At 65.9% G+C, this 22,657-nt stretch carries 25 protein-coding genes; 11 read left to right on the top strand and 14 right to left on the bottom strand.

Annotated elements, in window-relative coordinates:
* Window positions 1–77: 77 nt before the first annotated feature.
* The 4 genes from AC27VE_RS11060 to AC27VE_RS11075 all read right to left on the bottom strand — a co-directional run bounded on the left by AC27VE_RS11060 (window position 78) and on the right by AC27VE_RS11075 (window position 3,229).
* On the bottom strand, window positions 78–767 hold the full coding sequence (locus AC27VE_RS11060; RefSeq protein ID WP_427958790.1) for an AroM family protein: 690 nt from the start codon (window positions 765–767) through the stop codon (window positions 78–80).
* Window positions 764–1,693: a DUF1177 domain-containing protein gene (locus AC27VE_RS11065; RefSeq protein ID WP_488703853.1), complete on the bottom strand. Its 930-nt coding sequence runs from the start codon at window positions 1,691–1,693 to the stop codon at window positions 764–766. The genes AC27VE_RS11060 and AC27VE_RS11065 overlap by 4 nt, the downstream gene beginning before the upstream one ends.
* Window positions 1,690–2,394, bottom strand: coding sequence for a dipeptidase PepE (gene pepE / locus AC27VE_RS11070; RefSeq protein ID WP_088590034.1), 705 nt, complete (start codon window positions 2,392–2,394; stop codon window positions 1,690–1,692). The genes AC27VE_RS11065 and pepE overlap by 4 nt, the downstream gene beginning before the upstream one ends.
* A 67-nt stretch (window positions 2,395–2,461) precedes the next feature.
* Window positions 2,462–3,229 carry an IclR family transcriptional regulator gene (locus AC27VE_RS11075; RefSeq protein WP_488703854.1) on the bottom strand — a complete coding sequence of 256 codons (768 nt, stop codon included), beginning with the start codon at window positions 3,227–3,229 and terminating at the stop codon, window positions 2,462–2,464.
* A 158-nt stretch (window positions 3,230–3,387) separates the two neighbouring features.
* On the opposite strand from AC27VE_RS11075, the gene AC27VE_RS11080 reads away from it, so the two are divergent.
* Both AC27VE_RS11080 and AC27VE_RS11085 read left to right on the top strand, forming a co-directional pair.
* Window positions 3,388–4,644, top strand: a complete 1,257-nt coding sequence (locus AC27VE_RS11080) for a M24 family metallopeptidase (protein ID WP_488703855.1) — start codon at window positions 3,388–3,390, stop codon at window positions 4,642–4,644.
* Between the two features lie 32 nt (window positions 4,645–4,676).
* Window positions 4,677–5,312 carry a CerR family C-terminal domain-containing protein gene (locus AC27VE_RS11085; RefSeq protein WP_488703856.1) on the top strand — a complete coding sequence of 212 codons (636 nt, stop codon included), beginning with the start codon at window positions 4,677–4,679 and terminating at the stop codon, window positions 5,310–5,312.
* Window positions 5,313–5,330: 18 nt separating this feature from the next.
* Here the strand turns inward: AC27VE_RS11085 and AC27VE_RS11090 are convergent, their stop codons facing one another.
* Entirely contained in the window at window positions 5,331–6,371 is a 1,041-nt protein-coding gene (locus tag AC27VE_RS11090) for a metal-dependent hydrolase (RefSeq protein ID WP_488703857.1), read from the bottom strand.
* Between the two features lie 107 nt (window positions 6,372–6,478).
* On the opposite strand from AC27VE_RS11090, the gene AC27VE_RS11095 reads away from it, so the two are divergent.
* The 3 genes from AC27VE_RS11095 to AC27VE_RS11105 all read left to right on the top strand — a co-directional run bounded on the left by AC27VE_RS11095 (window position 6,479) and on the right by AC27VE_RS11105 (window position 8,423).
* A complete protein-coding gene (locus tag AC27VE_RS11095) occupies window positions 6,479–7,117 on the top strand; it encodes a DedA family protein (RefSeq protein ID WP_488703858.1) in 639 nt (212 codons plus the stop codon).
* 16 nt (window positions 7,118–7,133) lie between these two features.
* Window positions 7,134–7,673, top strand: coding sequence for a hypothetical protein (locus AC27VE_RS11100; protein WP_488703859.1), 540 nt, complete (start codon window positions 7,134–7,136; stop codon window positions 7,671–7,673).
* 99 nt (window positions 7,674–7,772) lie between these two features.
* On the top strand, window positions 7,773–8,423 hold the full coding sequence (locus AC27VE_RS11105; RefSeq protein ID WP_488703875.1) for a dUTP diphosphatase: 651 nt from the start codon (window positions 7,773–7,775) through the stop codon (window positions 8,421–8,423).
* 82 nt (window positions 8,424–8,505) lie between these two features.
* Here AC27VE_RS11105 and AC27VE_RS11110 read toward each other — a convergent pair whose 3' ends face one another.
* The 6 genes from AC27VE_RS11110 to AC27VE_RS11135 all read right to left on the bottom strand — a co-directional run bounded on the left by AC27VE_RS11110 (window position 8,506) and on the right by AC27VE_RS11135 (window position 14,066).
* Window positions 8,506–9,618, bottom strand: coding sequence for an NADH:flavin oxidoreductase/NADH oxidase (locus AC27VE_RS11110; RefSeq protein WP_488703860.1), 1,113 nt, complete (start codon window positions 9,616–9,618; stop codon window positions 8,506–8,508).
* Window positions 9,619–9,723: 105 nt separating this feature from the next.
* Complete coding sequence (ehuA, locus tag AC27VE_RS11115; RefSeq protein WP_006227913.1) at window positions 9,724–10,494, bottom strand: ectoine/hydroxyectoine ABC transporter ATP-binding protein EhuA; 771 nt, start codon at window positions 10,492–10,494, stop codon at window positions 9,724–9,726.
* The gene (gene ehuD / locus AC27VE_RS11120) at window positions 10,491–11,162 is read right to left on the bottom strand and encodes an ectoine/hydroxyectoine ABC transporter permease subunit EhuD (protein WP_088590026.1); all 672 of its coding nucleotides are present in this window, start codon (window positions 11,160–11,162) and stop codon (window positions 10,491–10,493) included. Before ehuD ends, ehuA begins: the two co-directional genes overlap by 4 nt.
* On the bottom strand, window positions 11,159–11,812 hold the full coding sequence (ehuC, locus tag AC27VE_RS11125) for an ectoine/hydroxyectoine ABC transporter permease subunit EhuC (RefSeq protein WP_088590025.1): 654 nt from the start codon (window positions 11,810–11,812) through the stop codon (window positions 11,159–11,161). The genes ehuD and ehuC overlap by 4 nt, the downstream gene beginning before the upstream one ends.
* 9 nt (window positions 11,813–11,821) lie before the next feature.
* Window positions 11,822–12,733 carry an ectoine/hydroxyectoine ABC transporter substrate-binding protein EhuB gene (gene ehuB, locus AC27VE_RS11130; RefSeq protein ID WP_006227910.1) on the bottom strand — a complete coding sequence of 304 codons (912 nt, stop codon included), beginning with the start codon at window positions 12,731–12,733 and terminating at the stop codon, window positions 11,822–11,824.
* 178 nt (window positions 12,734–12,911) lie between these two features.
* Complete coding sequence (locus tag AC27VE_RS11135) at window positions 12,912–14,066, bottom strand: ABC transporter substrate-binding protein (protein ID WP_006227909.1); 1,155 nt, start codon at window positions 14,064–14,066, stop codon at window positions 12,912–12,914.
* A 242-nt stretch (window positions 14,067–14,308) separates the two neighbouring features.
* Here AC27VE_RS11135 and AC27VE_RS11140 point away from each other — a divergent pair, with 242 nt between their 5' ends.
* Window positions 14,309–14,734, top strand: a complete 426-nt coding sequence (locus tag AC27VE_RS11140) for an OsmC family protein (protein WP_006227908.1) — start codon at window positions 14,309–14,311, stop codon at window positions 14,732–14,734.
* A gap of 130 nt (window positions 14,735–14,864) precedes the next feature.
* Window positions 14,865–16,154 (top strand): Nramp family divalent metal transporter, encoded by a 1,290-nt coding sequence (locus AC27VE_RS11145; protein WP_088590023.1) that lies wholly within the window; start codon window positions 14,865–14,867, stop codon window positions 16,152–16,154.
* Between the two features lie 89 nt (window positions 16,155–16,243).
* Here the strand turns inward: AC27VE_RS11145 and AC27VE_RS11150 are convergent, their stop codons facing one another.
* Together AC27VE_RS11150 and AC27VE_RS11155 are read right to left on the bottom strand one after the other, a co-directional pair.
* Window positions 16,244–16,465, bottom strand: coding sequence for a hypothetical protein (locus tag AC27VE_RS11150; RefSeq protein ID WP_006227906.1), 222 nt, complete (start codon window positions 16,463–16,465; stop codon window positions 16,244–16,246).
* Between the two features lie 180 nt (window positions 16,466–16,645).
* Window positions 16,646–17,263, bottom strand: a complete 618-nt coding sequence (locus AC27VE_RS11155; RefSeq protein WP_488703861.1) for a TetR/AcrR family transcriptional regulator — start codon at window positions 17,261–17,263, stop codon at window positions 16,646–16,648.
* Window positions 17,264–17,346: 83 nt separating this feature from the next.
* Here AC27VE_RS11155 and AC27VE_RS11160 point away from each other — a divergent pair, with 83 nt between their 5' ends.
* Window positions 17,347–18,630: an MFS transporter gene (locus AC27VE_RS11160; RefSeq protein ID WP_427956180.1), complete on the top strand. Its 1,284-nt coding sequence runs from the start codon at window positions 17,347–17,349 to the stop codon at window positions 18,628–18,630.
* A gap of 16 nt (window positions 18,631–18,646) precedes the next feature.
* Here the strand turns inward: AC27VE_RS11160 and AC27VE_RS11165 are convergent, their stop codons facing one another.
* Entirely contained in the window at window positions 18,647–19,354 is a 708-nt protein-coding gene (locus tag AC27VE_RS11165; RefSeq protein WP_488703862.1) for a GntR family transcriptional regulator, read from the bottom strand.
* Between the two features lie 128 nt (window positions 19,355–19,482).
* Between AC27VE_RS11165 and AC27VE_RS11170 the strand changes: the two genes are divergently transcribed.
* Genes AC27VE_RS11170 through AC27VE_RS11180 form a run of 3 tightly spaced genes read left to right on the top strand, consistent with a single transcriptional unit; the run spans window position 19,483 to window position 22,614 of the window.
* Window positions 19,483–20,478, top strand: coding sequence for a tripartite tricarboxylate transporter substrate binding protein (locus AC27VE_RS11170; protein ID WP_488703863.1), 996 nt, complete (start codon window positions 19,483–19,485; stop codon window positions 20,476–20,478).
* 43 nt (window positions 20,479–20,521) lie between these two features.
* Window positions 20,522–21,322: an enoyl-CoA hydratase-related protein gene (locus tag AC27VE_RS11175; RefSeq protein ID WP_488703864.1), complete on the top strand. Its 801-nt coding sequence runs from the start codon at window positions 20,522–20,524 to the stop codon at window positions 21,320–21,322.
* Window positions 21,323–21,342: 20 nt separating this feature from the next.
* Entirely contained in the window at window positions 21,343–22,614 is a 1,272-nt protein-coding gene (locus AC27VE_RS11180; protein WP_427955207.1) for a CaiB/BaiF CoA transferase family protein, read from the top strand.
* The last annotated feature ends 43 nt before the right edge of the window (window positions 22,615–22,657 follow it).

A 22,657-nucleotide genomic window follows, 5' to 3' on the forward strand; every position in this document is an offset into this window, starting at 1 on the left:
TCGTCTCCCCTCGCCGCTCATCCGGCACGGCGGCAGACAACGGATCCGCAACCGTGCATCGGCCAGCGTTGGCGGCGTTATTCCAATAGTTGAGACAGCGCCTGCGCGACCAGGCGGTTCGACAGCAGCACCGGGCGGCCGGACGCCTGCGCGACGGCCTGGCGCATGCGCTCCGCGTAGCCCATGCAATGCATGACGATCAGGTCGCATGACGCCAGCGCCTGGCCCGCTTGCGCGAAATTGCGGGCGGCCTGGCCGGCATCGGCTTCATAGGGCGAGGCGTGCACGACCTGCGTTTCGCAGGACAGCGGCACGGCCATGTGAAAGAAGTCGACCTGTTCGGCCAGCGGCACCACCAGCCCCACCTTGCGGCAGTGCTGCGACAAGCCCGCGACCAGATGGTCGACGACCTGCTGCGGCTCGACGACCAGCGTGCGCATTGGCGCGATGGCGGTGCCGGTGCACAGCGGCACCAGCACGTCGTAGCCGGCGCCGTCCGCCTGCTGCATGACCGCTGCCAGCCGGGCTTCGGCGGCGGCGGCATCCAGCTGGATCTGGGCGCCATCGCGCAAGCGCGTGGCGAAACGGTATTCGCCGTCCCGCGGGGCCATTGCGGCCAGCGCCGCGGCGTCCAGCCCATCGAGCGCGCCGAATTCATTGATCTGCACGGCGTCGCCCAGCAACCGCGCCATCTCGGGCACGACATCGCTGCGCGGCGATTCGCCGATGGTGAAGAACGCCACTCGGCGCGAATGGGGCGCGCTCATGCCGCGCCGCCGTCGACACGGCCGACGGTCTGCAGATGGGCCATCGAGCCGTAACGGCCTTGCAAGGCCGCCCATTCCGCGTCGTCGAAGAACGTCATCGTGCGCTGGCCGTACAGCTTGGCGATCTCGATGCAGAAACGCATCGCCACGTCGGCATCCACCGCATTCGTGACGCCAGTCGCGCAACCGGGCACGGTGGTCTGCGCGGTCAGCGCCACGCCCACGACCGGCGCGTCCGTCACGATCGCTGGCTGCATCAGCGAATTCACATGCCACAGGCCGTTCTCGTACGGCGTGATGTCCTGCGTGGTCAGCGGCAGGGTCACGGGCAGTTCGCCGCTGACCCAGCCCATCACGTCCAGCATCGTTTCCGGAATGCGCAACAGGTAGCCCTGCTTGGCGACGGGCGTCAACGCCACGCCGCGCTTGTTGACCAGGCGATTGCCGCGCGTCGTGTCGACCGACAAGATGGCGTCCATGCGCGGATCGACTTCGTGCGACATCATTTCGCGCATCGGGAACGGCGAACGCATCATCGGCACGGGATGGTGCGGACGCGTGCCGGCGCGCGGGCAGATGTGCGTGCGGATGCGCACGGTGCCCGGCATGACGTCACCCTGGCGTGCCATCGCCATCAGCTTGAGCGCCGCGGCAATGGCAACCACCGCGCCGTCGCTGTCCGACACCAGGCCCGTGACTGCCGGGCGGGCGCCGATGCCGCCCAAGCGGCCGACAATGCCCAGCTGCGGCGCGGTGTCATCCGCGCCGGGGATCACGATGGACAGAAAATCCGTGGCCGCGCCGTCGCGTTCAAGGCGGGTCACTTCCACCTCGCACTGGCCGGCATCGCGCAGCACCTGCGCCACGGCTTCGCCCGTGATGTGCGCGGACGACAGCAGCTCGATGGTATCGATCACCTGCTTCATGCCGGGATCTCCAGCGGACCCGGACGGAACACGCGCGGCTCGGCGTGGCCCTGGAACAGCGGGGCGTCATGCGGGCCGATCAGCGAGACCTTGTCGCCGCGCACGCGCAGCGCCGCGCCTTCGGGCAGTCCCAGCACGGGCATCGTCGGATTCAGCGTGCAGAACTCGGCCAGGCGCTGGGCGCGCGTTTCGCCGCGGTGCCCCGGCGGGTGGGCGTTGGTGTAGTGCGGGTTGATCTGGAACGACAGCAGCCCCAGCGCGTCGAAACCTTCCGGATCAGTGATGGGCATGTCGTTGGTGGTGCAGATGCTGGGGCACGTCAGATTGGAACCGGCGCTCCACCCCAGGTAGGCCGCACCGGCACGCACGCGGCGCGCGACCACGTCCAGCAGGCCCTGGCGGCGCAGCTGGCCCAACAGATTGAAGGTGTTGCCGCCCCCGACGATGATGACCGCGGCGCTTTCCAGCGCGGCCACCGGGTCTTCGGCGCGGTGCAGGCCCTGGATGGCCAGGCCGGTGTCGGCCAGTGCCGACACGACCAGCGCGGTGTAGTCATCCCAGTCGCGCGTGACGCCGGCGAACGGCACGAACACGGCCGGCGCGCCTTGCGGCAGGGATTCGATCAATTCGCGGATGTCCGGCATCGCGTGGACCAGGTAGCCGGCGTCACTGCTGGAATTGCTGAGGAGCAAGAGGTTCATGGGGGAAGATTCCGTCAAGGGGTGTTCTGGATGGCGCCCGCGAGGACGCATCGGGAAAGGGAGAAGTTCAGCTCAACCAGTAAGGGTCATTCAATTCGCGGCCTAGCGCGGCCACTTGCTGCAGCACGGATTCACGCAGGCGCGCCACACGCGCCGCATCGGCCTGGAACGACACGAACGACAGGCACAGCCCGCGCAATTCGCCCGTTGCCGGGTCGCGCACGGCGGCCGCCACGGCACCGATGCCGGGCATGGCCTGATCAATGGCCACGCCGCAATGGTCTGCACGGGTCTGCGCGACCAGGCGGGCCAGATCGCCGACTGTGGCGGGGCAGTCGCGCCCTTCCATCGGCAGGGGCTGGGCGGCATCCGTGCCATACAAAGCCTGGAATTCGGAATCGTTCAGGCGCGACAGCAGCGCGCGCCCCATGGCCGTGCCCGAGGCGTTGCGGCGCGAGCCGGGCGGCGACAGCACCTGCACGGGATGCGAACCGTTCAATCGTTGCAGCACCACGGTTTCACGCTGATTAAGCGTGGAAAGATAGGCCGTCAGGCCGCTGTCGTCCGACAAGCGCGCCAGCACGGCGCGGCAAGCTTCATCCAGCGGCGTGGCAGCCATGCCGGCGCGCACGGCCTGGGCCAGCAACGCGCCGGGACGATAGCGACGCGTGGCTGCGTCTTGGTCCAGCATGCCGTAGTGCTGCATCTGGTTCAGCAGGCGGGAGGCCGTGCTCTTGGGCATGGCCAGGCGCGCGGCGACGTCAGTGAAACTCAGTTCCGCCGCGCCTTCCGCATACAACCCGAGGACGCGTTGGACTCCATCGAGAATACTCATACTTGTTCCATAAATCGGAACTTCAGTTCCTTATTAGGGAACCAGAATAAATCAACGCGCGACAGACAGTCAATATGGAGGCTCCCCTCTCAATTGATTAATTCATTTGAATGAATTAAATTGCGGGCCTGTCTCAACCCTCCCATCAGGACTTCGCCTTGCCTACCTTTCCTTCCCCCCTCACCCTCGCTGAACGCGACCGCCGCTGGCAACTTGCCCGCGAGGTGATGCATGCCGAGCGCCTGGAAGCCCTGATCGTGTATGGCGACCGGGAGGCCTGCGCGCCTGCCGGTTTTGCCCAGGACTGCTACTTCACCAACGACCGCCCCGGATCGATGGTGGTTTTCATCGGCGACGAGACGCCGCGGGTCTACACCTTTGCGTCGTTGATGGTGGCTGACCACCTGCAAGCGGCCCTGCGCGGCGACCTGCAATGGATCGCGCCCGAACAGTTGTTCGTTGGCAAGACGGGCCGCGACGTCGGCGCCTGGCTGGCAAGCCGCGGGATGAACGGCACCCGGATCGGCATCATCGGGCTGGAACCCTATCCGCCCTTTTATTTCGACGGCGCCATGCCGGCCAGGACGCTTCAGGCATTGGAGGCAGCGATGCCCGACGCGGCATTCGTTCGGGTGTTCCGGGCCTTCTTCCAGCGCGCGTCCGTAAAAAGCGAAGAAGAACTTGGCTTGCTCCGTTACGCCGCACATATCGGCGAAGCCATGAGCGAAACCCTTAGGGCCACCGCCAAGCCGGGCGTCTCCGAGGCCGAATTAGTGGCGGCGGTGACGGCAACCTGCTTTTCGATGGGCGGCTATACGGCCGAAATACTGCTCGGGTCGGGCCCGGAGTATGTCGGTTGGGGACCTGCGGCATGGCAATACCGCGCCCAGGCGCCCAGGGTGCTGCGCGAAGGGGATTTGATCCTGTCCGAGATCTTCGCCCTGTACGGCATGATGGAAACGCAACACCAGGCTGCCGTGGCGCTCGGCGAGGTGCATCCCGATATCCTGCGCGCGGCCGACATCGCCCGCGCAAGCTACGAGGCAGGCGTGCAGACATTGCGCGTTGGCCGCACGTTTGGCGATGTGGTGGACGCCATGGAAGCCCCGTTGCTGGCGGCAGGCGGCTGGCACGTCCATCCGCTGATCCACAGCATCAATCCTTACGGTCCTGTAGGATTCGGCACCGCACCGGGCATCGAATCGCTACCCGAAGCCGCCCGCTATCCTGCGCTGAAGCGACTGCCCACCGTCGGGCGCGACGTTCCGCTGCAAGAGGGCATGTGCTTTGCCTTCGAACCGAATTGCGCCTTCGGGCGGCACATGGCTAATATCGGCGGCACTGTGCTTGTCGGCGCCACGGCAGGGGTCGAACTGAACGACAACTCCACGCGGCTGATGCACGCCGATATCTAGCAAGGCGCGAACGCCTGGAAATGACGACATTGATGCAAGATCTGGACACGCTCAACGCGCGCACCCGCGACACCCGGGACCGGCTTATCCGGGCCGGGCTTGCCCTATTCAGCCGCCAGGGGCTCGACGGCGTACGGACACGGCAACTGGTGGACGAAGCGGGCGTGAACCAATCTGCCATCCCTTACCACTTCGGCGGCAAGGAAGGCGTGTACGCCGCCGTGCTGGAACAGGTGGCCGCGGGCATCGTCGACCGCCTGGATCTGCGGCAACCCGCGGCTGCCTCGGCCGACGCGGCTCGCGTCGCGCTCAAGTCGCTCATGCGGGACTTTGCCCGCACCCTGCTGGACTCCGAGGCATCGACAGCCGGCAGCCTGCTGCTGGCGCGCGAACAACTCCGGCCAACAGAAAAATTCGATGCGCTCTACACGCGGCTGTTCCTGCCGCTGCATACGAACGTCGCGGATCTGGTGGCCGACATCCGGAACGAGGACCGCGGCCGCCGGGATCAGGTGCTTCGTGCCCACGCGATCCTGGGCCAGGCGCTTGCGTTTGCGGTCGCGCGCGAGGCGCTGCTGCGTCGGCTTGGCGTATCGGCATTGTCTGAACAGGACGTCGCGGACATTGCCGAGATGGTTGGCGACATGGCAATCGCCGCCTGCACCTGACCCGCACACGCCACGCGCCTACTTCGTCGACAGCACCGACCAATCGGCCAACGGCAAGGGCGGCTGCGCGTGCAGAATGCGAGCCAACACCAATTTCAATTCGGCCCACCCGCCCCGCTCGCTGGGCCAACTGGACGGCGTGACCGGCTTCCAGCTGCCGTCCGCCGTGCGCTCGGCCATCTTGAAGCGGAAGGTATAGTGCCCCGCCATGCCCATGCGCAGGTCGGTCACCACCAGCGCGTCGCCGATCGCGTCGTAACGCAGCCAGTCATCCGTGAACCACCGCAGCCGCTGGAGCAAGGGCACGTCGGCCAGCGTTTGGCCCAGATCCAGGTTCAAGGGCTGGCGCAGCCATTCCGGCTGGCCGCGGTCAAACAGGCTGCTGACTGATTCGTAGTAGTCGCCGTCCGCCGTCTTGGCGATCACGCGCCACAACAGGGTATTGAACGGCATCGACACGGCGCGCAGTTCCGTGACGGCGATGCCCTGCTGCCGCATCGCGTCGCGCACGCGCTCTTCGGCCACCATGCGGCTGGCCAGGCCAAAGCCCAGGTAGGCCGTGCTGAAGATCAAGGCGGCCGCCAACAGCCGTCGCGCGCGGTCCGTCATGCCCACCGCGATGGCGAATACCACGCCCGCCAGCAGCGGCACCGTATAGACCGGATCGATGATGAAGATGGCCGACCAGCTTTCGGGAATGGTCGCCAATGGCCAGAAAAGCTGCGTGCCGTAGACCGTGAACGCGTCCAGCACCGGATGCGTCACCAGCACCAGCCATAAGGTCAGGAACAGCCTTCGCCCCCCATACGGCGCCTGCGGCCAGTATTTGCGTATCAGCCAGGTCAGCAAGAGCGCCAGGCCGGTCAGCACGAACATCGAATGGGAAAAGCCCCGGTGATAGGTCATGAGCGAAACCGGGTCCGGATAGCGCATCAGCACGTCCAGGTCCGGCACCGTGGCCAGCGCGGCGCCGTAGATCAGCGCCCGGCGCCCCTGAAAGCGCCCCAGCATGACGCCCTGTATGCCCGCGCCCAGCACGGCTTGTGTCACTGAATCCATAGTTCCTCAATGCGTCGCATCATTCAGATAGCCTAGATAACATTTGGCCACCAAAGCAGGCGTTAAGATACCCGATTGCTTTCAGCTAATTTTCAGACTTCGCCCTCATGGACCAATACATAGACAAAATCGGCCTTTTCATCGAGGCCAACCAGGTGTGGGCCGGCCCGATCACGTTCCTGCTGACCCTGGGTGAATCCATGGTGCTGCTAGGCCTGTTCATTCCTGCCACCGCGCTGATGCTGCTGACGGGCGGCCTGATCGGCGCCGGCACGCTGGCCCCCTGGGGCATCATCGCCTGGGGCATTGCGGGCGCCATCGTGGGCGACGCGCTGTCCTATTGGCTGGGGCGTTGGGCCGGCCCCGGCGTCTTGCGCCGCTGGCCGCTCAAGCAGCAACGCACTGGTGTGGCGCGCGCCCGTCTGTTCTTCTACCGCTACGGCTTCGCATCGGTGCTGATCGGCCGGTTTCTGGGACCGATCCGCTCCACCATCCCCACCGTCGCCGGCGTGATGGGCATGGCGCAAAGCCGCTTCCAACTGGCCAATGTGCTGTCGGCCTTCCTGTGGATGCCGCTGATGCTGGCGCCGGGGTATATCACCGCGCGCAGCCTGGGCACCGCGGAAAACGCGCAACAGATTGCCATGATGATCGGCGCAGGGCTCTCCGTGCTGCTAGGATGCGGACTTCTGCTCGCCATGGTCCGCAAGCGCCGTCAACCGGCGCGGGTCCGGCGCGGCAATTGAACCGAAAGAGGGAGTCATGGCGATAGATCTGGAGCCGAAAAACGGCGATTTCGCGCGCTATATCGAGAATCTGACGAATGCGGGCGGCACCACGCCCGGCCGGGTTCCCGACAAGCGCGAAGCCAGCCGTAAATCCGCCCCGCCGGCCGCCGTGCCCGTGCCGCCGCCTGCCTCCGACTCGCTGTCCACCGCGCCCTGGGGCAAACCGGCTTCGCCCCCCATGCAGGCCCGGCGCGACGCCGCCTCGCCGGGCGCCACCGCGCCGGCGCAAAGCGACGAAGGCACGGTCTCGCTGGCCCGGCGCGCCCGGCAGCGCAAGATCGGCGCCATCCTGACGATCGGGGGCGTCCTGGCGGGCTGGGCCGCCGTCAACATCGCATTCCGTGCGTTCCGCAGCCCGCAGTTCGAGCTGGACGAATTCGTGCCCGCCGTCTTCCTGGGGTTCTTCGCATTCATGCTGATCAAGGCGGCCGGCGCCGCGCGCAATCCGCGCAAGACGCTGCCGGGGAAGCTGCCGCCGCTGAAAACGTCGTCGTACCGGAAGGACGGCGGCTGACGCCAGCGGCCCGACGGCACGGTGGCTAAGTGCTAACATTTCCGCCGCGATTGAATACCCCCATGAAACCCCGGAGTGAAAGTGAATAACGTTGTCGGATTGAACCAGGCCCAGGCGGCCACGATGCTGAAGTTGCAGGACCACTTGAACAGCATGATCAATCCCGACTGGGTCAACGGCGGAGCCCGCTTCCTGCGCGCCGCCTTCGTCGAGTCCGCCGAAGCCCTGGAGCACTACGGCTGGAAGTGGTGGAAGAAGCAGACCATCGACCTGCCCCAGGTGCAGATGGAACTGGTCGACATCCTGCACTTCTACCTGTCCCACACCATCGTCGAGGCCCGCGGCCAGCTGGATGGCGCGGCCGATGCCCTCGTGGCCGATCTGGCCACCGCGCCCTCGCTCGTGCTGGACGGCAAGACCTACGCGCTAAACGGCCTGCCCGTGCCGGAACTGCTGGAACTCATCGGCGGCCTGGCCGTCTGCGGCCGCGCCAGCTACAAGGTGCTGGAACAGACCATGACGGCGTGCGAAATGAGCTGGAACGACGCCTACACGCAATACGTGTCGAAGAACGTGCTGAACATCTTCCGCCAACAGCACGGCTACAAGGAAGGCACGTACATCAAGATCTGGAACGGCGAAGAAGACAACGTCGTGCTGGCGCGCCTGCTGTCGCAACTGGACCCGGCCAGCGCGGATTTTGCCGATGCGCTGAACCGCGAGCTGGAACAGGCCTATTCGCGCCTGTAAACCGCGCCCTGCCCTGAATGAAAAACGCCGCATCAATGCGGCGTTTTTCATGCGCGTGTGAACGCGCGGCAATCAAGATGGGTCAGCGCTGGCCGAAGCGCGTCTCGCCGAACAGTTCCTTCAGCTCGCGGGGCTGCGAACGCCAGTACTGGCGCGGCGCCGTCACCTGACCGCCCAGTTGCGCCGCCGCATGCCACGGCCAGCGCGGGTCGTAGAGCATGCCGCGCGCCAGCGCGACCATGTCGGCCTGCCCTTGCGCCAGGATGTCTTCGGCCTGCTGCGCTTCGGTGATCAGCCCGACCGTGATGGTGGGCATGCCGACCTGGCGCTTGATCGCTTCTGCGAACGGCACCTGGTAGTTCGGCCCCACGGGGATCTTCTGCTGCGACGACACGCCGCCGCTGGACACGTCGATGAATTCACAGCCGCGCGCTTTCAGCGCCTGCGCAAACACCAAGGTCTGTTCCAGGTCCCAGCCGCCTTCCACCCAATCGGTGGCCGATACGCGCACGCCCAGCGCCACGGAAGATGGGGTGACCTCGCGCAGCGCCTGGAAGACTTCCAGCGGGAAACGCATGCGGTTTTCCAGCGAGCCGCCGTAAGCGTCCTGGCGCTGGTTCGACAGGGGCGACAGGAACTGGTGCAACAGGTAGCCGTGGGCGGCATGCAGTTCGATGGCGTCAAAGCCCAGGCGGATGGCGCGGCGGGCGCTATCCACGAACGCGTCGCGCACGCGCGTCAGGCCGGCCTCGTCCAACGCATGGGGCGGAGGTTCAGACGCATTGTGCGCAATGGCCGACGGCGCCCAGCCCTGCCAGCCGCCATTGGCGGGCGGGACAAGCTGGCCACCGTTCCAGGGGGCGTCACTGGACGCCTTGCGGCCGGCGTGGCCCAGCTGGATGCCGAGCTTGATGGGGGAATAGCGGCGCACCGCGGCCACCACGCGGCCCAGGGCGGCCTCGGTCTCGTCCGACCACAGGCCCAGGTCCCCCGGCGAGATACGGCCATCGGCCTCGACCGCGGTGGCCTCCGTGAACAGCAACGCCGCGCCCGACAAGGCCAGATGGCCCAGATGGATCATGTGCCAGTCGGTGGCACAGCCCTCTTCGGCCGAGTATTCGCACATGGGGGCGATGACGATGCGGTTGGCAAGCGGGACGTTGCCGATCGCCGTGGGACTGAACAGATGACTCATGCTGGGGCCTCCGGGCCGTTGGACGCCACAGCATAGCGCCCGCCGTTGGCCCCGATCCCAATCCCAACGCCCCCGTCAGGGTTAAATGCCGCCCCCGCGCATCCGCTATTGGCCTTCGATCACGCTGTCCAGGAACTGGCGCGTGCGCGCTTCTTTCGGCTGGCTGAACAGCACCGGGGACTCGGCGTCCTCGACGATATTGCCTTCGTCGAAGAACAGCGTGCGGTCCGAGCTGCGTTCGGCGAACTTCATCTGGTGGGTGACGATGATCATCGTCATGCTGCGCCGGGCGGACAGGTCCCGCAGGATCTGCAGGATGCCGCCGACAAGCTCCGGATCCAGCGCGGAGGTGACTTCGTCGAACAGCATGATCTCGGGGCACATGGCCAGCGCGCGGGCGATGCCCACCCGCTGCTTCTGGCCGCCGGACAATTGCGCCGGATAGACATCCAGCTTGTCGCCCAGGCCCACCATATCGAGGTATTCCACGGCGCGCTCGCGTGCCTGGTCTTTCGGCATGCCCAACACATGCACCGGCGCCTCCATCGCGTTGCCCAGCGCCGTCATGTGCGGGAACAGGTTGAAGTGCTGGAACACCATGCCGATCTTGCCGCGCACGCGGCGCAGGTGTTCGGAATTGGTGCCCACGGGGCGGCCCTGCTCGTCCTTCCACATGGATTGGCCGTCGATCTCGATATCGCCGCTGGTGGGCTGGTCCAGCGTCATCAGCACGCGCAGCAAGGTGGACTTGCCCGACCCGGACGGGCCGATCACCGCCACCGTCTGGCCTGCCGGAATCTCCAGATTGATGCCGCGCAGCACCTCCAGCTCTCCGTAACGCTTATGCAGATTCCTGATGTTCAAGCTGGCGCTCATCGCTTTCCTCCATATCGTTGCAGGCGGGCCTCCAGGCCGCGCACACCCCACGCCGCCACCAAACTCAGGGCCAGGAACAGCAGGCCCACCAGCGTCAGGGGTTCGGTGTACCGGAACGTCGCAGACCCGATCATCTTGCTTTGCTGCAGCAGTTCCACCACGGTGATGGCCGACAGCAGCGGCGTGTCCTTGAACATCGCCACCAGGTAGTTGCCCAGCGCCGGCACCACGGGCGGGATCGCCTGGGGCAGCACGACGCCAATGGCGGTGCGCCAGCGCGACATGTTCAAGGCGGTGGCCGCTTCCCATTGCCCGCGGGGCACCGCTTCGATGCCGGCGCGGTAGACCTCGGCGCAATACGCGGCATAGTGCAGGCCCAGCGCCACGATGCCAGTCGTCAGCGGCGACATCTGCGCCCCCGTCAACGGCAGCACATAGAACAGGAAATACATCTGCACCAGCAGTGGCGTGCTGCGCACGAACTCGATCACGAACGCCGTGGGCAGCGACACGATGCGCAGCCGAGACCGCCGCAACATCGCCAGCACCAGGCCCAGCGTGACCGCCACCAGCATGCCCAATACCGTCGCCTGGATGGTGATGATGAGGGCGGAGCCCAGCGTGGGCAGGATCTCCAGCGCGAAAGACCAGTCGAATATCGGTGTCATCGGACGCGGACCCTCCGCTCAAGCAGGCGCACGCCCGCGGTGATCAGCAAGGCCACCCCGAAATACATCAACAGCATCAAGGCGAAGATCTCCGTCGTGCGCAGCGTTTCGCTGCGCAGCAGCTGGCCGCGGAAGGTCAGGTCGGTGATGGTGATCAGCGACACCAGCGCCGTGTTCTTCATCAGTTCGATCAGCAGGTTGCCGGCGGGCGGCAGCATGGCGGGAATCGCCTGCGGCACCACAATGCGGCGCAGGATCTGGGCACGGGTCAGGTTCAGCGCCACGCCGGCCTCGCGCTGACCGGGCGGCACGGCGCGGATGGCGCCGCGCACCACTTCGGCCCCGTAGGCGCCGGCGTTCAATGCCAGCACGACAATCCCCACCAGCATGGCCGGCAACTGGACACCGAACAGCGGCAGCACGAAATAGAACCAGAACAGCTGCACCAGCGCCGACGTGCCCCGGAAGACTTCGACATAGACCGACGCCAGCCAGCGCACCGGCCGCAACGGCGACATGCGCCCGATGCCGGAGGCCAGGGCCAGGGGCACGGCCAGCACGACGGCGCCGGCCATGATTTCCAGCGTGACGACCAGCCCCTCAAGCAGGGGCGGCACCAGCTCCGCGATGTGCTCTGAAATCAGTTGCATCGGCGCCCCTTATTGTCCGGCGCAGAGCTTGGCGGCGGTCACGCCCTGGGGCAGTTCCTCGCTGGTGAAGCCGAAGGGCGCCACCAGCTTCTTGTGTTCATCGGTGCCGATGTACTTGGCCAGTTCCGCATTGAAGGCATCGGCGAAGGCCTTGTCATCGGTGCGGAACGCGTAGGCGCCATAGCCGCGCACGCCCTTGCCGTCGATCACGGGGTCCGTGAACGGGTCGGCCTTCTCCAGCCCGCTGCCGTCCTGCGTCTTGCCCATCAGATCGTTGATGGTCAGCGCGGTGGCGGCGTAGGCGTCGGCCCGGCCGGCCTGCACGCCGGACAAGGCGCTGACGGCGTCCGGGAACACCACGACCTGCCCAGCGGGAATCTTCACTTTCTGGGCATAGTCGCCCTCGATGGCGCCCACCACGACGCCCAGCTTGGCGTCGGGATTTTTCACCACATCTTCATAGCTGTGCAGGTTCTTGGGGTTGCCCTGCTTGACCAGGAAGGCCTCGCCCACCCCGTACGTCGGGTCCGAGAACGCCACCTGCTGGCAGCGCTCGGGCGTGACGTACATGCCGGCGGCAATGATGTCGAAACGCTTGGCGGCCAAGCCCGGAATCAGGGAGCCGAACTCGGTCAGCACGCCCTCGACTTCGTTGATGCCCATGCGCTGGAGCACAACGCGAGCAATCTCGACGGATTCACCGGTGACCTTGGCCTCTTTGCTGTCCATGTAGGCGAACGGCGCCTCGTTGGCGTAGCCGATGCGGATCTTGCCTGCGGCCTTGGCCGCTTCCAACGTGTTCGTCGCGCCTGCTGGCGCGCCGCCCCCCGTTGCGGCCTTATCGGCCCCCGAGTCGGAACACGCGGCCAATACGCCCAGGCTCAAGGCCAACAACAAGCGTCTGGATTGGAGCAAGGTCATGGATTTTTTCTCCCGAATTTATTTCTAGGTGCATGGCTTCACTAAAAATAATACGCTATTAAATGATTTCTATACGAATCATATGGGCGTGAAAAAGCAGGCCTAAGCCTGCTTTTGGGGACTGATGCCCTATGGAGCGTCAGTAAATGCTACGAAAGGTAGGTATCTATGTTTACGGCTACTGCGCGTAGGAGAACCGGCCGTTCTTGACGACACCCATCACGCGGGCACGTTCGTCGAAACCCTGATGATTGTCCTTCGAAATATTCAGCACGCCGTTGGGCACGACCAGATCGCGCGTATTTTCCAGCGCATCGCGCAAGGCCGCGCGGAATTCCGGCGTGCCGGGCTTGGCGCCCGTCTTCAACGCCCGTGCCACTGCCGAATCCAGCAGCATCCAGGCGCCATAGGCGTCGCCCGCGAACTGCGTCAGCGTATTGGCCCCGTACTGGCCTTCGTACTTGTCGGCGAACGCCACGGCCACTTTCTTGACCGGATTGCTGTCAGGCAGCTCTCGAGCCACCACGCCCGGGCCGGTCGGGAACAGGGTGCCTTCCACGTCCTTGCCGCCGACCTGCAGGAATTCCAGGGTGCCGATGCCGTGGGTCTGGTAGATGGCGCCGGTGTACCCGCGTTCCAGCAGCGTCTTCTGCGGCAAGGCGGACGGCGTGCCGGCGCCGGCGACCAGGACGGCGTCCGGCTTGGCGGCGATCACCTTCAACGCCTGGCCCACGACCGACGCATCGGTACGCTGGAAGCGCTCCTGCGCCACGATCTTCAAGTCGTCGCCAGCGGCGGCGGTGAATTCCTTCCACCAGCTGTCGCCATAGGAATCCGCGAAACCGATGAAGGCCACGTTCTTCAGGCCCTTCTTTTTCATGTCTTCCACCAGCACGGTCGCCATCAGGGAATCGTTCTGCGGCATCTTGAACGCCCAGGCGCGCTTGGGGTCGGACAAGGGCTCCACGATGACGCTGGAGGCCGCCAGCGCGATCATCGGCGTCTTGGTTTCGGCCAGCACGTCCAGTCCGGCCAACGCGGCGGCCGTGGTGTTGGGGCCGACGATGGCGTCCACCTTGTCTTCGGAGGTCAGCTTGCGCATGTTCTTCACCGCGCGGCTGACATCGGTGCCGTCGTCCAGCACCACGTAGCGCGCCGGCTCGCCACCCAGCGTGTTCGGCCACAGGCGAATCGCGTTGTTGGTCTGGATGCCGATGGCGGCGGCGGGCCCCGTGGTCGACACGTTCACGCCGATCACGACGTCGGCGTGGGCGGACAAAACGGGAAAGACCAGCGCGGCGGCGCAGGCATAACGCAGGAAATGGCGTGACATGACAGCAGGCTCTTCGAGTTGAATGAAAGCGATGGCGCTATTTTGCCTGATGGGACTGGCGCGCTTCGGCCTGCCGTTACATCGGCTTGCCGTTGCGCACCGGTGGATTCCGCGCCCGCCCCCTAGCCTCGCCGTATCATGAACGATGCCGCCTTCGGCAACATGCACCGCCCGCAGCGGCGGATCGCATCCCTGCACCGGACGCGCCCGTGATGGGCGCGCCCCCCTCAACAGGAGTCACCATGAAGAAAACCGCATCCGCCGCCTGGTCGGGCGATCTGAAGACTGGCAAGGGCACGATCTCCACCCAAAGCGGCGCGCTCAAAAGCCAGCCCTACGGCTTCAATACGCGCTTCGGCGATACCCCGGGCACCAACCCCGAGGAATTGCTGGGCGCCGCGCACGCCGGCTGCTTCACCATGGCGCTGTCCAACATTCTGTCGGAATCCGGCCTGGTAGCCACCAGCCTGGACACCAAGGCTGAAGTCACGCTGGACAAAGTGGACGACGGCTTTTCCATCACCGCCGTCCACCTGACCGTGGAAGCCGTCATCCCCGGCGCCACCGCGCAAGCCTTTGAGGAAGCCGCCCGCAAGGCCGAGACCGGCTGCCCGGTGTCGAAGGTGCTCAAGGCCAAGATCACCATGGACGCCAAGCTGAAGTCCTGATTCTGCCCTGCCCTGATGGCGTGTCCCTGGGGGACGCGCCATTGGGCACCCCTATCCCGGTCTTGCCCAAAATCAATTTGACGGCCGGCACTCTCTTCTGGACAATGAGAATCATTCTCAGGAGTGTCGTATGACCGGATTCATCTACGCGATATCGGGCGGCAAAGCCGCCCTTGCGCAAGACGCCCAGGTGTCGGCGAATCTGCGCCGCATGGTCGGCTCCGGCATCCTGGTGGCCGTGGGCTACATCGATCCGGGCAACTGGGCCACCGACATCGCCGGCGGCAGCGGCTTTGGCTACGGATTGCTGATGGTCGTCATCACCTCGGCGTTCCTGGCCCTGGGTTTCCAGATCCTGGTATCGCGCCTGGCGCTGGCCACCGGGCAAGATCTGGCCACGCTGACGGCCCGCCACCTGTCGCCACGCTGGTCCAAGGCAGCGTGGCTGGCTGGTGAAGCCGCCATCCTGGCCACTGCCCTGGCCGAACTGATCGGCGGCGCAATCGCGCTGCGCCTGCTGTTCGGCCTGCCGCTGATCGCCGGCGTGGCCGTGACCGGTGTCGGCACCTTTGCCGTGCTGGCGCTGACCCGAGGCAATGCCGACCGCCACGAACGCGTCATCGCCCTGCTGCTGGCGGTCGTGGCCGCGTCCTTCGTCTATCTGCTGTTCAAGGCCAATCCGGCGTGGACGGAAGTGGCGCACGGCGTCACGCAAACCGGCCATGCGCTGCGCGACCCGCAAGGCTTCCTGATCGCCCTGGGCATCCTCGGCGCGACCCTGATGCCGCACAACCTCTATCTGCACTCCGGCTCGCTGGCCGAACGCGCCAAAGCGCTGCCGCCCTCCGCGCTCGACATGGCGATGCGCCTGGCTCGCAACGACACCATCGTGTCCCTGGGCGTGGCCATGCTGATCAACTCGGCGATCATGATCGTGGCGGCGGCCTCGCTGTCCGGTTCGGGGCTGATCGTGTCCAGCCTGGACGACGCCCATGCCGTGATCGGCCAGACGCTCGGTATCGGCGCCGCCATCGTCTTCGCCGTGGCGCTCTATGCCGCGGGCCAAAGCTCCACGATCACGGGCGTGCTGGCTGGACGCATCCTGTCCAAGGGCTTCCAGATCCGCAGCAACTGGTCGGACCGCCGGCGCGCGCTGATGACCCGCCTGATCGCGGGCGCCGCCGCCGTGGGCCTGCTGATCTTCACGGGCGGCAAGGATCCCGACGAACTGCTGGTGCTGAGCCAAGTCATCTTGAGCCTGGCCCTGCCCTTCGCCTTGGGGCCGTTGGTGCTGCTGGCCTGCCGCAAGGGCGTCATGGGCCAGCATGCGCTGCGCGGCGCCTGGGCCTGGGCCGCAGTCAGCGCCACGGTCGGCATCGTGATCCTGGACGGCTACCTGCTGGTCGACATGGTGGTCTGAGCCGGGCTACCGGCATCGCCTGGGGGCGCCCCCCAGCGCAAAAAAAACGCCAGCAATCGCTGGCGTTTTTTCTGTCGGACCGCTAGCGCTCAGTGGCGGGCGGAGATGACCGGATGCTGCTGTCGGCCGGCGTCCATGTCATGCAGGACTTCGCCCACGGCGCCGCCCCACGAAGCCAGGCGCGTCTTCAGGCGCAGCCAGGTGCCACGGGTGAAGGGGCCGGACAGGGTTTCCGCTTTGACGGCCTCGCGGATCAAGGACCGCTCCAGCGCATCCGACATACGGGCATTTTTCAACGCGGTATCGCTCATGATTCTCTCCTTGAGAAAGGCGATGTGGAACAACACGAATTCATGTTAGATCCGCGTTTGCTGCGTTGCAACGAAAATATCAACCATTAATTTGTTCGTTGCGCAATGGGTACAAACACCACCATAACGGTGCATGCGGCACCACATTAAGCACTGCTTTTGTGCAGCGCAATACGCCTTTCAGCCGGGCAAATGGGCCTGGATCAGCTTATCGGCCATCTCGCCCACCCTTCCCGCCGGACCTCCTTCGCCGAACAGCTGGCTGGAAACGAAAGCGCCCTCGATCAACAGCAGCAAGCCATCGGCCAGCGCCTCGGGGTCGCCCGCGCCCATGCCTGCCGCCATCTCGTTCAACCGGCGGCGTAACTCCAGCTTGTGTTCGACGGCAACCGCCCGGGCCGGATGCTCGGGTTCGGGATACTCGACCGCCGCATTGGTCAGCCCGCAGCCCCGGTAACCACTCAACACGGCGCGCTTGCTCAAGCCCGACAGGTAATCCAGCAGTTGCGCGCGCGGATCGCCCGGATGCGCATCACAAGCGGCATTGAAACGCGCCCAGAATTCCGCGTCGTAATCGCGCAAATAGGTCGCCGCCAGCTCGTCCTTGGACGAAAAGCTACGGTACAGGCTGGGCTTGGTCACGCCGGCCTGGGTCACGATGGCGTCGACTCCGACTGCCCGGATCCCATCGCGGTAGAACATTTCGCGCGCGGTCTTGCGGATGCGGTCGGCCGCCAGCAGCGGTTTGGTTGCCGGCTGGTCCGGGGTGGCGGACGGGGCGGAGGGTTTGCTGGCCATTCGGGTCTCCATCAAATAGTGCTTGACGATGTTACTGACCGGTACGTACTATTCGCAAACCTAAATACGTACCGGTCAGTAACATGAGTATAGCCCACCCCCCCATCCCGTTCCGGCGCGCCGGCCAAAAGTACGCCTTTGTCGTGGTCGCGGTGATTTTCCTTTCGTTGCTGGTGTCGGCCGGGCTGCGCTCGTCGCCCAGCGTATTGCTGGTGCCGCTTGAAGAAGCGTTCGGCTGGAGCCGCAGTTCGATCTCGTTCGCCGCGGCCGTCGGCATCTTCCTGTATGGCCTGATCGGCCCCTTCGCCGCCGCCGCGATGGAGCGCTTCGGCTTGCGCCGCATCCTGATCGGGGCGCTCGTGCTGATGTCCGCCTCCAGCGCTGTCAGCGCCTACATGACCGAACCCTGGCACCTGCTCATGACCTGGGGCGTGTTCTCGGGCATCAGCTCGGGCGCGGTGGCCTCGGTATTGGGCGCCACCATCGTCAACCGCTGGTTCACCAAGCATCGCGGCCTGGTAATGGGCCTGCTGACCGCCAGCACCGCCAGCGGTACGCTGGTGTTCCTGCCGGTACTGGCCACGCTGGCTTCCTCCGGCGACTGGACCCGCGTGGTCTGGACGGTGGCCGCCGCCGCCGCCGCGCTGGTGCCGCTGGCCTGGTGGCTGGTGCCCGACCGCCCTTCCAGCGTCGGCCTGGTGCCGTTCGGCAGTGATCCGAACGCGCCGCCCGCCCCCGCCGCACCGCGCACCGGCATGGTCGCCGCCACCTTCGGCGCCCTGGCGCGCGCCGCCAAGACCCGCACGTTCTGGTTCCTGTTCGCGACCTTCTTCATCTGCGGCTTCACCACGAACGGCCTGGTCGGCACGCACCTGATCGCGCTTTGCGGCGACCACGGCATGCTGGAAGTCCAGGCAGCCGGCCTGCTGGCGATCATGGGCATCTTCGACTTGATAGGCACCACGGCCTCGGGTTGGCTGACCGACCGCTACGACCCGCGCAAGCTGCTCTTCGTCTACTACGCGCTGCGCGGCCTGTCGCTGATCTACCTGCCCTATTCCGACTTCTCGTTCTACAGCCTGTCGATCTTCGCGATCTTCTTCGGCCTGGACTGGATCGCCACGGTGCCGCCCACGCTGCGCCTGACGACGGAAGCGTTCGGCGAACGCGATGCGGCAATCGTCTTCGGCTGGATCGTCGCCGGCCACCAGTTGGGCGCGGCCACCGCCGCGTGGATGGCCGGCGCCATCCGCGAAGCGCAAGGCAGCTACATGACGGCCTTCATCATCTCGGGCGCAACCGGCCTGATCGCCGCCGTGATCGCGCTGCGCATTGGCAAGAAGCAACTGACGGCGCAGCCCGCTTGACCGGCGCGGGCCGGGTTCAGGATTTGACCGCAGCGCCTGGGCGGCCACGAAGGTTGTAGGCCTTCTTGCCGCCCACGTGCTTGCGGATCAGCGTTTCGGCGCGCTTGCCGTCGCGCGCCATCAGCGCCTGCACGAAGGCCTCGTGGTCCGCGACCGCCGTCGTCCATTCGTCCAGATCAAAGTTGGACTTGTAGCGCAGCGCCTGCACCTGCAGGTTCAGCCGGTCATAGGACTGTGTCAGCGCGGGATTGTGGGCGGCGCGGTTGATCGCGATATGCGTGCCCATGCTGGCCGCGAAGTACGCGCGGATATCCCGCTTCTCGTAGTTTTCAAGCATCTGCGCATGCAGGCGAGCGATCTCGGCAAGCTCCGCCTCGGACGCGCGCTCGGCCGCGCTACGCACAGCCAATCCCTCCAGCACGGACAGCACATCGAAAATGTTCTCGATGTCGTCGGCCGACAACTCGATCACCATCGCCCCGCGCTTGGGCTGCAACGCCACCAGGCCGTCCGAGGCCAGCATCCGGTAAGCCTCGCGCAACGGCGTGCGTGAAATCTTCAATTGATCGCACAGGTCCCGCTCGTTGAGCCAGGTGCCGGGCTTCAACGTGCCGTCGATGATCAGCTGTCGCAGCCGCTCGGCCACGACCGCCGGCAGGGTCGGGTGGTGGATCGCCAAATCGGGGACGGATATTTCCGGGATCGGACTTTCAGGGTTAGCCATGGGTTGTTCACGCTCACAACATCGATTATTTTTGTATCTGGTATACCAAACACCAAAGGAATACCAACCTGACCCCATCATAAATCAAGCAACGCCCGGGCAGGTTCCATCCACCAAGGAGACTCCATATGAACAAGCATGCTCGCGCCTGGACGGGCGCGCTGGCGTTGGCGGCCGGCGTGGCCGCCGCCAGCCCCGCCCTGGCGCAGGACCCGGCGAAGTGGCCGGAACGCCCCATCCGCCTGGTCGTCGGGTTTGTGCCCGGCGGCGGCACAGACGTCTCGGCGCGCATCGTGTCCGCGCGCCTGTCCACCCTGCTTGGCCAGCAGATCGTGGTCGAGAACAAGCCGGGGGCCTCGGGCCTGATCGCCGCCGATTACGTGGCAAAAGCCGACCCCGACGGCTACACGCTGCTGCTGGCGAACATGCAGTCCACGGTCGCCGCGCCCTATGTCGTGCAATCCAGCATCGACCCCATCCGAGATTTCACCGCGGTGCGGTACATCGGGTCGGTGCCCAACGTGCTGGTCGTGAACCCCACCAAGCACCGCTACGCCACCGTCCAGAACCTGGTGGATGACGCCCGCGCCAAACCCAAGCAGCTGATGTACGCCTCGTCGGGCATGGGCAGCCCGCAACATCTGAGCGCCGCGCGCTTCTCGCAGATCGCCGGCGTGTCGATGGAGCACGTTCCCTACAAGGGCAGCGGCCAGGCCATGACCGACCTGCTGGGTGGCAATGTGGACATGAACTTCGACACGCTGCCCGGCGCCATCAACCAGATCCAGGCGGGCAAGCTACGACCGCTGGCGGTCACCAGCGCCGAACGCAGCAAGCGGCTGCCCGACGTGCCCACCTTGGCGGAATCCGGCATCAAGGGCCTGGACATCGTGCAGTGGTACGCGGTGCTGGCCCCGGCGCAGCTGCCCCGCCCGATCATGGACAAGCTGGACCGGGCGCTGGCCCAGACCCTGGCCGACCCCGAGATCGCGGCAAAGCTAGCCGACCAAGGCATGGACCTGGGCGGCGGGCCGCAAACCCCCGCGGCCTTCGCCGCCTATGTGCGCGACGAATGGACCAAGTACGGCAAGCTCACCGCCAGCCTTGGCCTGACGAAACAGTGATCCCCTGCGGGGGCTCGCCCCCGCGCCCGACCAAAGGAACCCCATGAGCGCTACTTCTACCCCCGACTCCACGCCCATCCTGCTGCAACGCGAGGGCGACATCGCGACCGTGGTGCTAAACCGGCCCGAAAAGCTCAACGCCTTCACCATCGACGGCTGGCGTCTGCTTGGCGACATCTTCCTGGAACTGGACCGCGACGACAGCGTGCGTTGCGTGCTGCTGCGCGGCGCTGGCGAAAAGGCGTTCTCGCCCGGCAACGACATCAGCGAATTCGAAACCGCGCGCAGCAACAAGCGGCAGGCCGTGGAATACGGCGCCGTCATGCGCCGCACGATCGAGGCCATCGGCGGCTGCCGTCATCCGGTCGTGGCGCAGATACACGGCATCTGCGTGGGCGGCGGCCTGGAGATCGCCAGCCTAGCCGACCTGCGCATCTGCGGCGAAAGCTCGCGGTTCGGGGTCCCGATCAAGAATCTGGGGCTGGTGATGTCGTATTCGGAACTGGCGCCGCTGGTGCGCCTGGTCGGGCCGACCACCGCGCTACATGTGCTGCTGGAAGGAACGATATTCGACGCCGCCGAAGCGTTGCGCCTGGGCGTGGTCACGCGCGTCGTGCCCGACGATCAGGTGGCCGAGCAAGCCCAGGCCGCCGCGCGCCGCATCGCCGACGGAGCGCCGCTCGTGGCCCGCTGGCACAAGAAATTCGTGCGCAACCTGGTCCAGGGCAAGTCATTGACCGACGCCGACCGCGACGAAGCCTTCGACTGCTTCGACACCGAGGACTTCCGAGCCGGCTACCGCGCCTTTCTAGCCAAGGCCAAACCGCAATTCAACGGCCGCTAAACGCCGATCAAGGAACCTGCATGCATAATGACACCCGCGGCTCCGGCCGCCCGCCCTCCTCCAGCTCCGATGCGCCCGTCGGCGCGTTGGCCGGCATGCGCGTGATCGAGCTGTCGCAGATCATGGCCGGCCCTACCTGCGGCATGATGCTGGCCGACCTGGGCGCCGACGTCATCAAGGTCGAAAAGATCGATGGCGGCGACGATTCCCGCCAGTATCGCGACCCGCAGATCAACGGCATCTCGGCGCCCTACCTCATGCTCAACCGCAACAAGCGCGCCATCGCCCTGGACTTGAAACACCCCGAAGGCAAGAAGGTCCTGCTGCGCATGATCCGCGACGCCGACGTCGTCACCGAGAACTTCCGCAAGGGCACGATGGAAAAGCTGGGGCTGGGCTACGACACGCTGCGCCAGGAAAACCCGGGCCTGATCTATTGCGCCGTATCGGGGTACGGCACCACCGGCCCCTACGCCGACAAGGGCGGCTTCGACCTGGTGGCGCAGGGCTTCTCCGGCCTGATGGCCATTACCGGCGAACCCGGCGGCCCGCCGCTGCGCACCGGCAATTCCGTGGCCGACATCAATGCGGGCCTGCTGGCCGCGTTCGGCGTGCTGGCCGCGTATCAGCACAAACAGCGCACCGGCGAAGGCCAGATCGTCGAGACCTCGCTGTTGGAAGCCAGCCTGCAGCAACTGTACTGGCACGCCGCGATCTACTTCGGCAGCGGCGTCTCCCCCGGCCCCACCGGTTCGGCCCATGTGCTGAGCGCGCCCTACCAGGCATTTCCCACGGGCACGGACTGGATCATCATCGGCGGCGCGAACGAAAAGAACTGGCAGCGCATTGCGCAAGCGCTGGGCAAGCCGGAGTGGGCGGACGATCCGCGCTACGCCCGCAACCGCGATCGCATGAATAACCGCGACGACCTAGTGGCGGAGATGTCGGCCATCCTGGAGACGCGCAGCGCGCAGGAATGGCTGGACGTTTTCGACGAGGCCGGCGTGCCCGCCGGCCCGGTGCATTCGATCGCGCAGGCGCTGTCGCATCCGCAGACGCTGGCGCGCGGCATGGTGGTCGAGCAGGACCACCCGGTGGCCGGCAAGGTGCGCACCGTCGGCATGCCGGTAAAGTTGTCGGCCACGCCCGCGCAATACCACCGCGCGGCGCCTCGCCTGGGCGAGGACACCATCGCGATCCTGGGAGAGTTCGGCTACGGCCAGCAGGAAATCGACGCACTGATCGAGGCCGGCGCGGTCATGGCCGTGGACCGTGAACGCGCACCGGCTTAGAACATTTTTGGCTGGATTGCTGACGGTCGGTTTCGGGAGGCAG

The sequence above is a fragment of the Achromobacter sp. 18P8.1.1 genome, assembly GCF_057799415.1.

Excerpts from the sequence above, each read along its gene's own strand:
- AC27VE_RS11160 (WP_427956180.1), top strand. The coding sequence starts at position 17,347 with ATGAGTATAGCCCACCCCCCCATCCCGTTCCGGCGCGCCGGCCAAAAG.
- AC27VE_RS11175 (WP_488703864.1), top strand. The coding sequence starts at position 20,522 with ATGAGCGCTACTTCTACCCCCGACTCCACGCCCATCCTGCTGCAACGC.
- pepE (WP_088590034.1), bottom strand. The coding sequence starts at position 2,394 with ATGAACCTCTTGCTCCTCAGCAATTCCAGCAGTGACGCCGGCTACCTG.
- ehuD (WP_088590026.1), bottom strand. The coding sequence starts at position 11,162 with ATGACACCGATATTCGACTGGTCTTTCGCGCTGGAGATCCTGCCCACG.
- AC27VE_RS11155 (WP_488703861.1), bottom strand. The coding sequence starts at position 17,263 with ATGGCCAGCAAACCCTCCGCCCCGTCCGCCACCCCGGACCAGCCGGCA.
- AC27VE_RS11145 (WP_088590023.1), top strand. The coding sequence starts at position 14,865 with ATGACCGGATTCATCTACGCGATATCGGGCGGCAAAGCCGCCCTTGCG.
- AC27VE_RS11095 (WP_488703858.1), top strand. The coding sequence starts at position 6,479 with ATGGACCAATACATAGACAAAATCGGCCTTTTCATCGAGGCCAACCAG.
- AC27VE_RS11085 (WP_488703856.1), top strand. The coding sequence starts at position 4,677 with ATGCAAGATCTGGACACGCTCAACGCGCGCACCCGCGACACCCGGGAC.
- ehuA (WP_006227913.1), bottom strand. The coding sequence starts at position 10,494 with ATGAGCGCCAGCTTGAACATCAGGAATCTGCATAAGCGTTACGGAGAG.
- AC27VE_RS11090 (WP_488703857.1), bottom strand. The coding sequence starts at position 6,371 with ATGGATTCAGTGACACAAGCCGTGCTGGGCGCGGGCATACAGGGCGTC.
- AC27VE_RS11170 (WP_488703863.1), top strand. The coding sequence starts at position 19,483 with ATGAACAAGCATGCTCGCGCCTGGACGGGCGCGCTGGCGTTGGCGGCC.
- ehuB (WP_006227910.1), bottom strand. The coding sequence starts at position 12,733 with ATGACCTTGCTCCAATCCAGACGCTTGTTGTTGGCCTTGAGCCTGGGC.
- AC27VE_RS11165 (WP_488703862.1), bottom strand. The coding sequence starts at position 19,354 with ATGGCTAACCCTGAAAGTCCGATCCCGGAAATATCCGTCCCCGATTTG.
- AC27VE_RS11180 (WP_427955207.1), top strand. The coding sequence starts at position 21,343 with ATGCATAATGACACCCGCGGCTCCGGCCGCCCGCCCTCCTCCAGCTCC.
- AC27VE_RS11135 (WP_006227909.1), bottom strand. The coding sequence starts at position 14,066 with ATGTCACGCCATTTCCTGCGTTATGCCTGCGCCGCCGCGCTGGTCTTT.
- ehuC (WP_088590025.1), bottom strand. The coding sequence starts at position 11,812 with ATGCAACTGATTTCAGAGCACATCGCGGAGCTGGTGCCGCCCCTGCTT.
- AC27VE_RS11140 (WP_006227908.1), top strand. The coding sequence starts at position 14,309 with ATGAAGAAAACCGCATCCGCCGCCTGGTCGGGCGATCTGAAGACTGGC.
- AC27VE_RS11065 (WP_488703853.1), bottom strand. The coding sequence starts at position 1,693 with ATGAAGCAGGTGATCGATACCATCGAGCTGCTGTCGTCCGCGCACATC.
- AC27VE_RS11100 (WP_488703859.1), top strand. The coding sequence starts at position 7,134 with ATGGCGATAGATCTGGAGCCGAAAAACGGCGATTTCGCGCGCTATATC.
- AC27VE_RS11060 (WP_427958790.1), bottom strand. The coding sequence starts at position 767 with ATGAGCGCGCCCCATTCGCGCCGAGTGGCGTTCTTCACCATCGGCGAA.
- AC27VE_RS11150 (WP_006227906.1), bottom strand. The coding sequence starts at position 16,465 with ATGAGCGATACCGCGTTGAAAAATGCCCGTATGTCGGATGCGCTGGAG.
- AC27VE_RS11110 (WP_488703860.1), bottom strand. The coding sequence starts at position 9,618 with ATGAGTCATCTGTTCAGTCCCACGGCGATCGGCAACGTCCCGCTTGCC.
- AC27VE_RS11075 (WP_488703854.1), bottom strand. The coding sequence starts at position 3,229 with ATGAGTATTCTCGATGGAGTCCAACGCGTCCTCGGGTTGTATGCGGAA.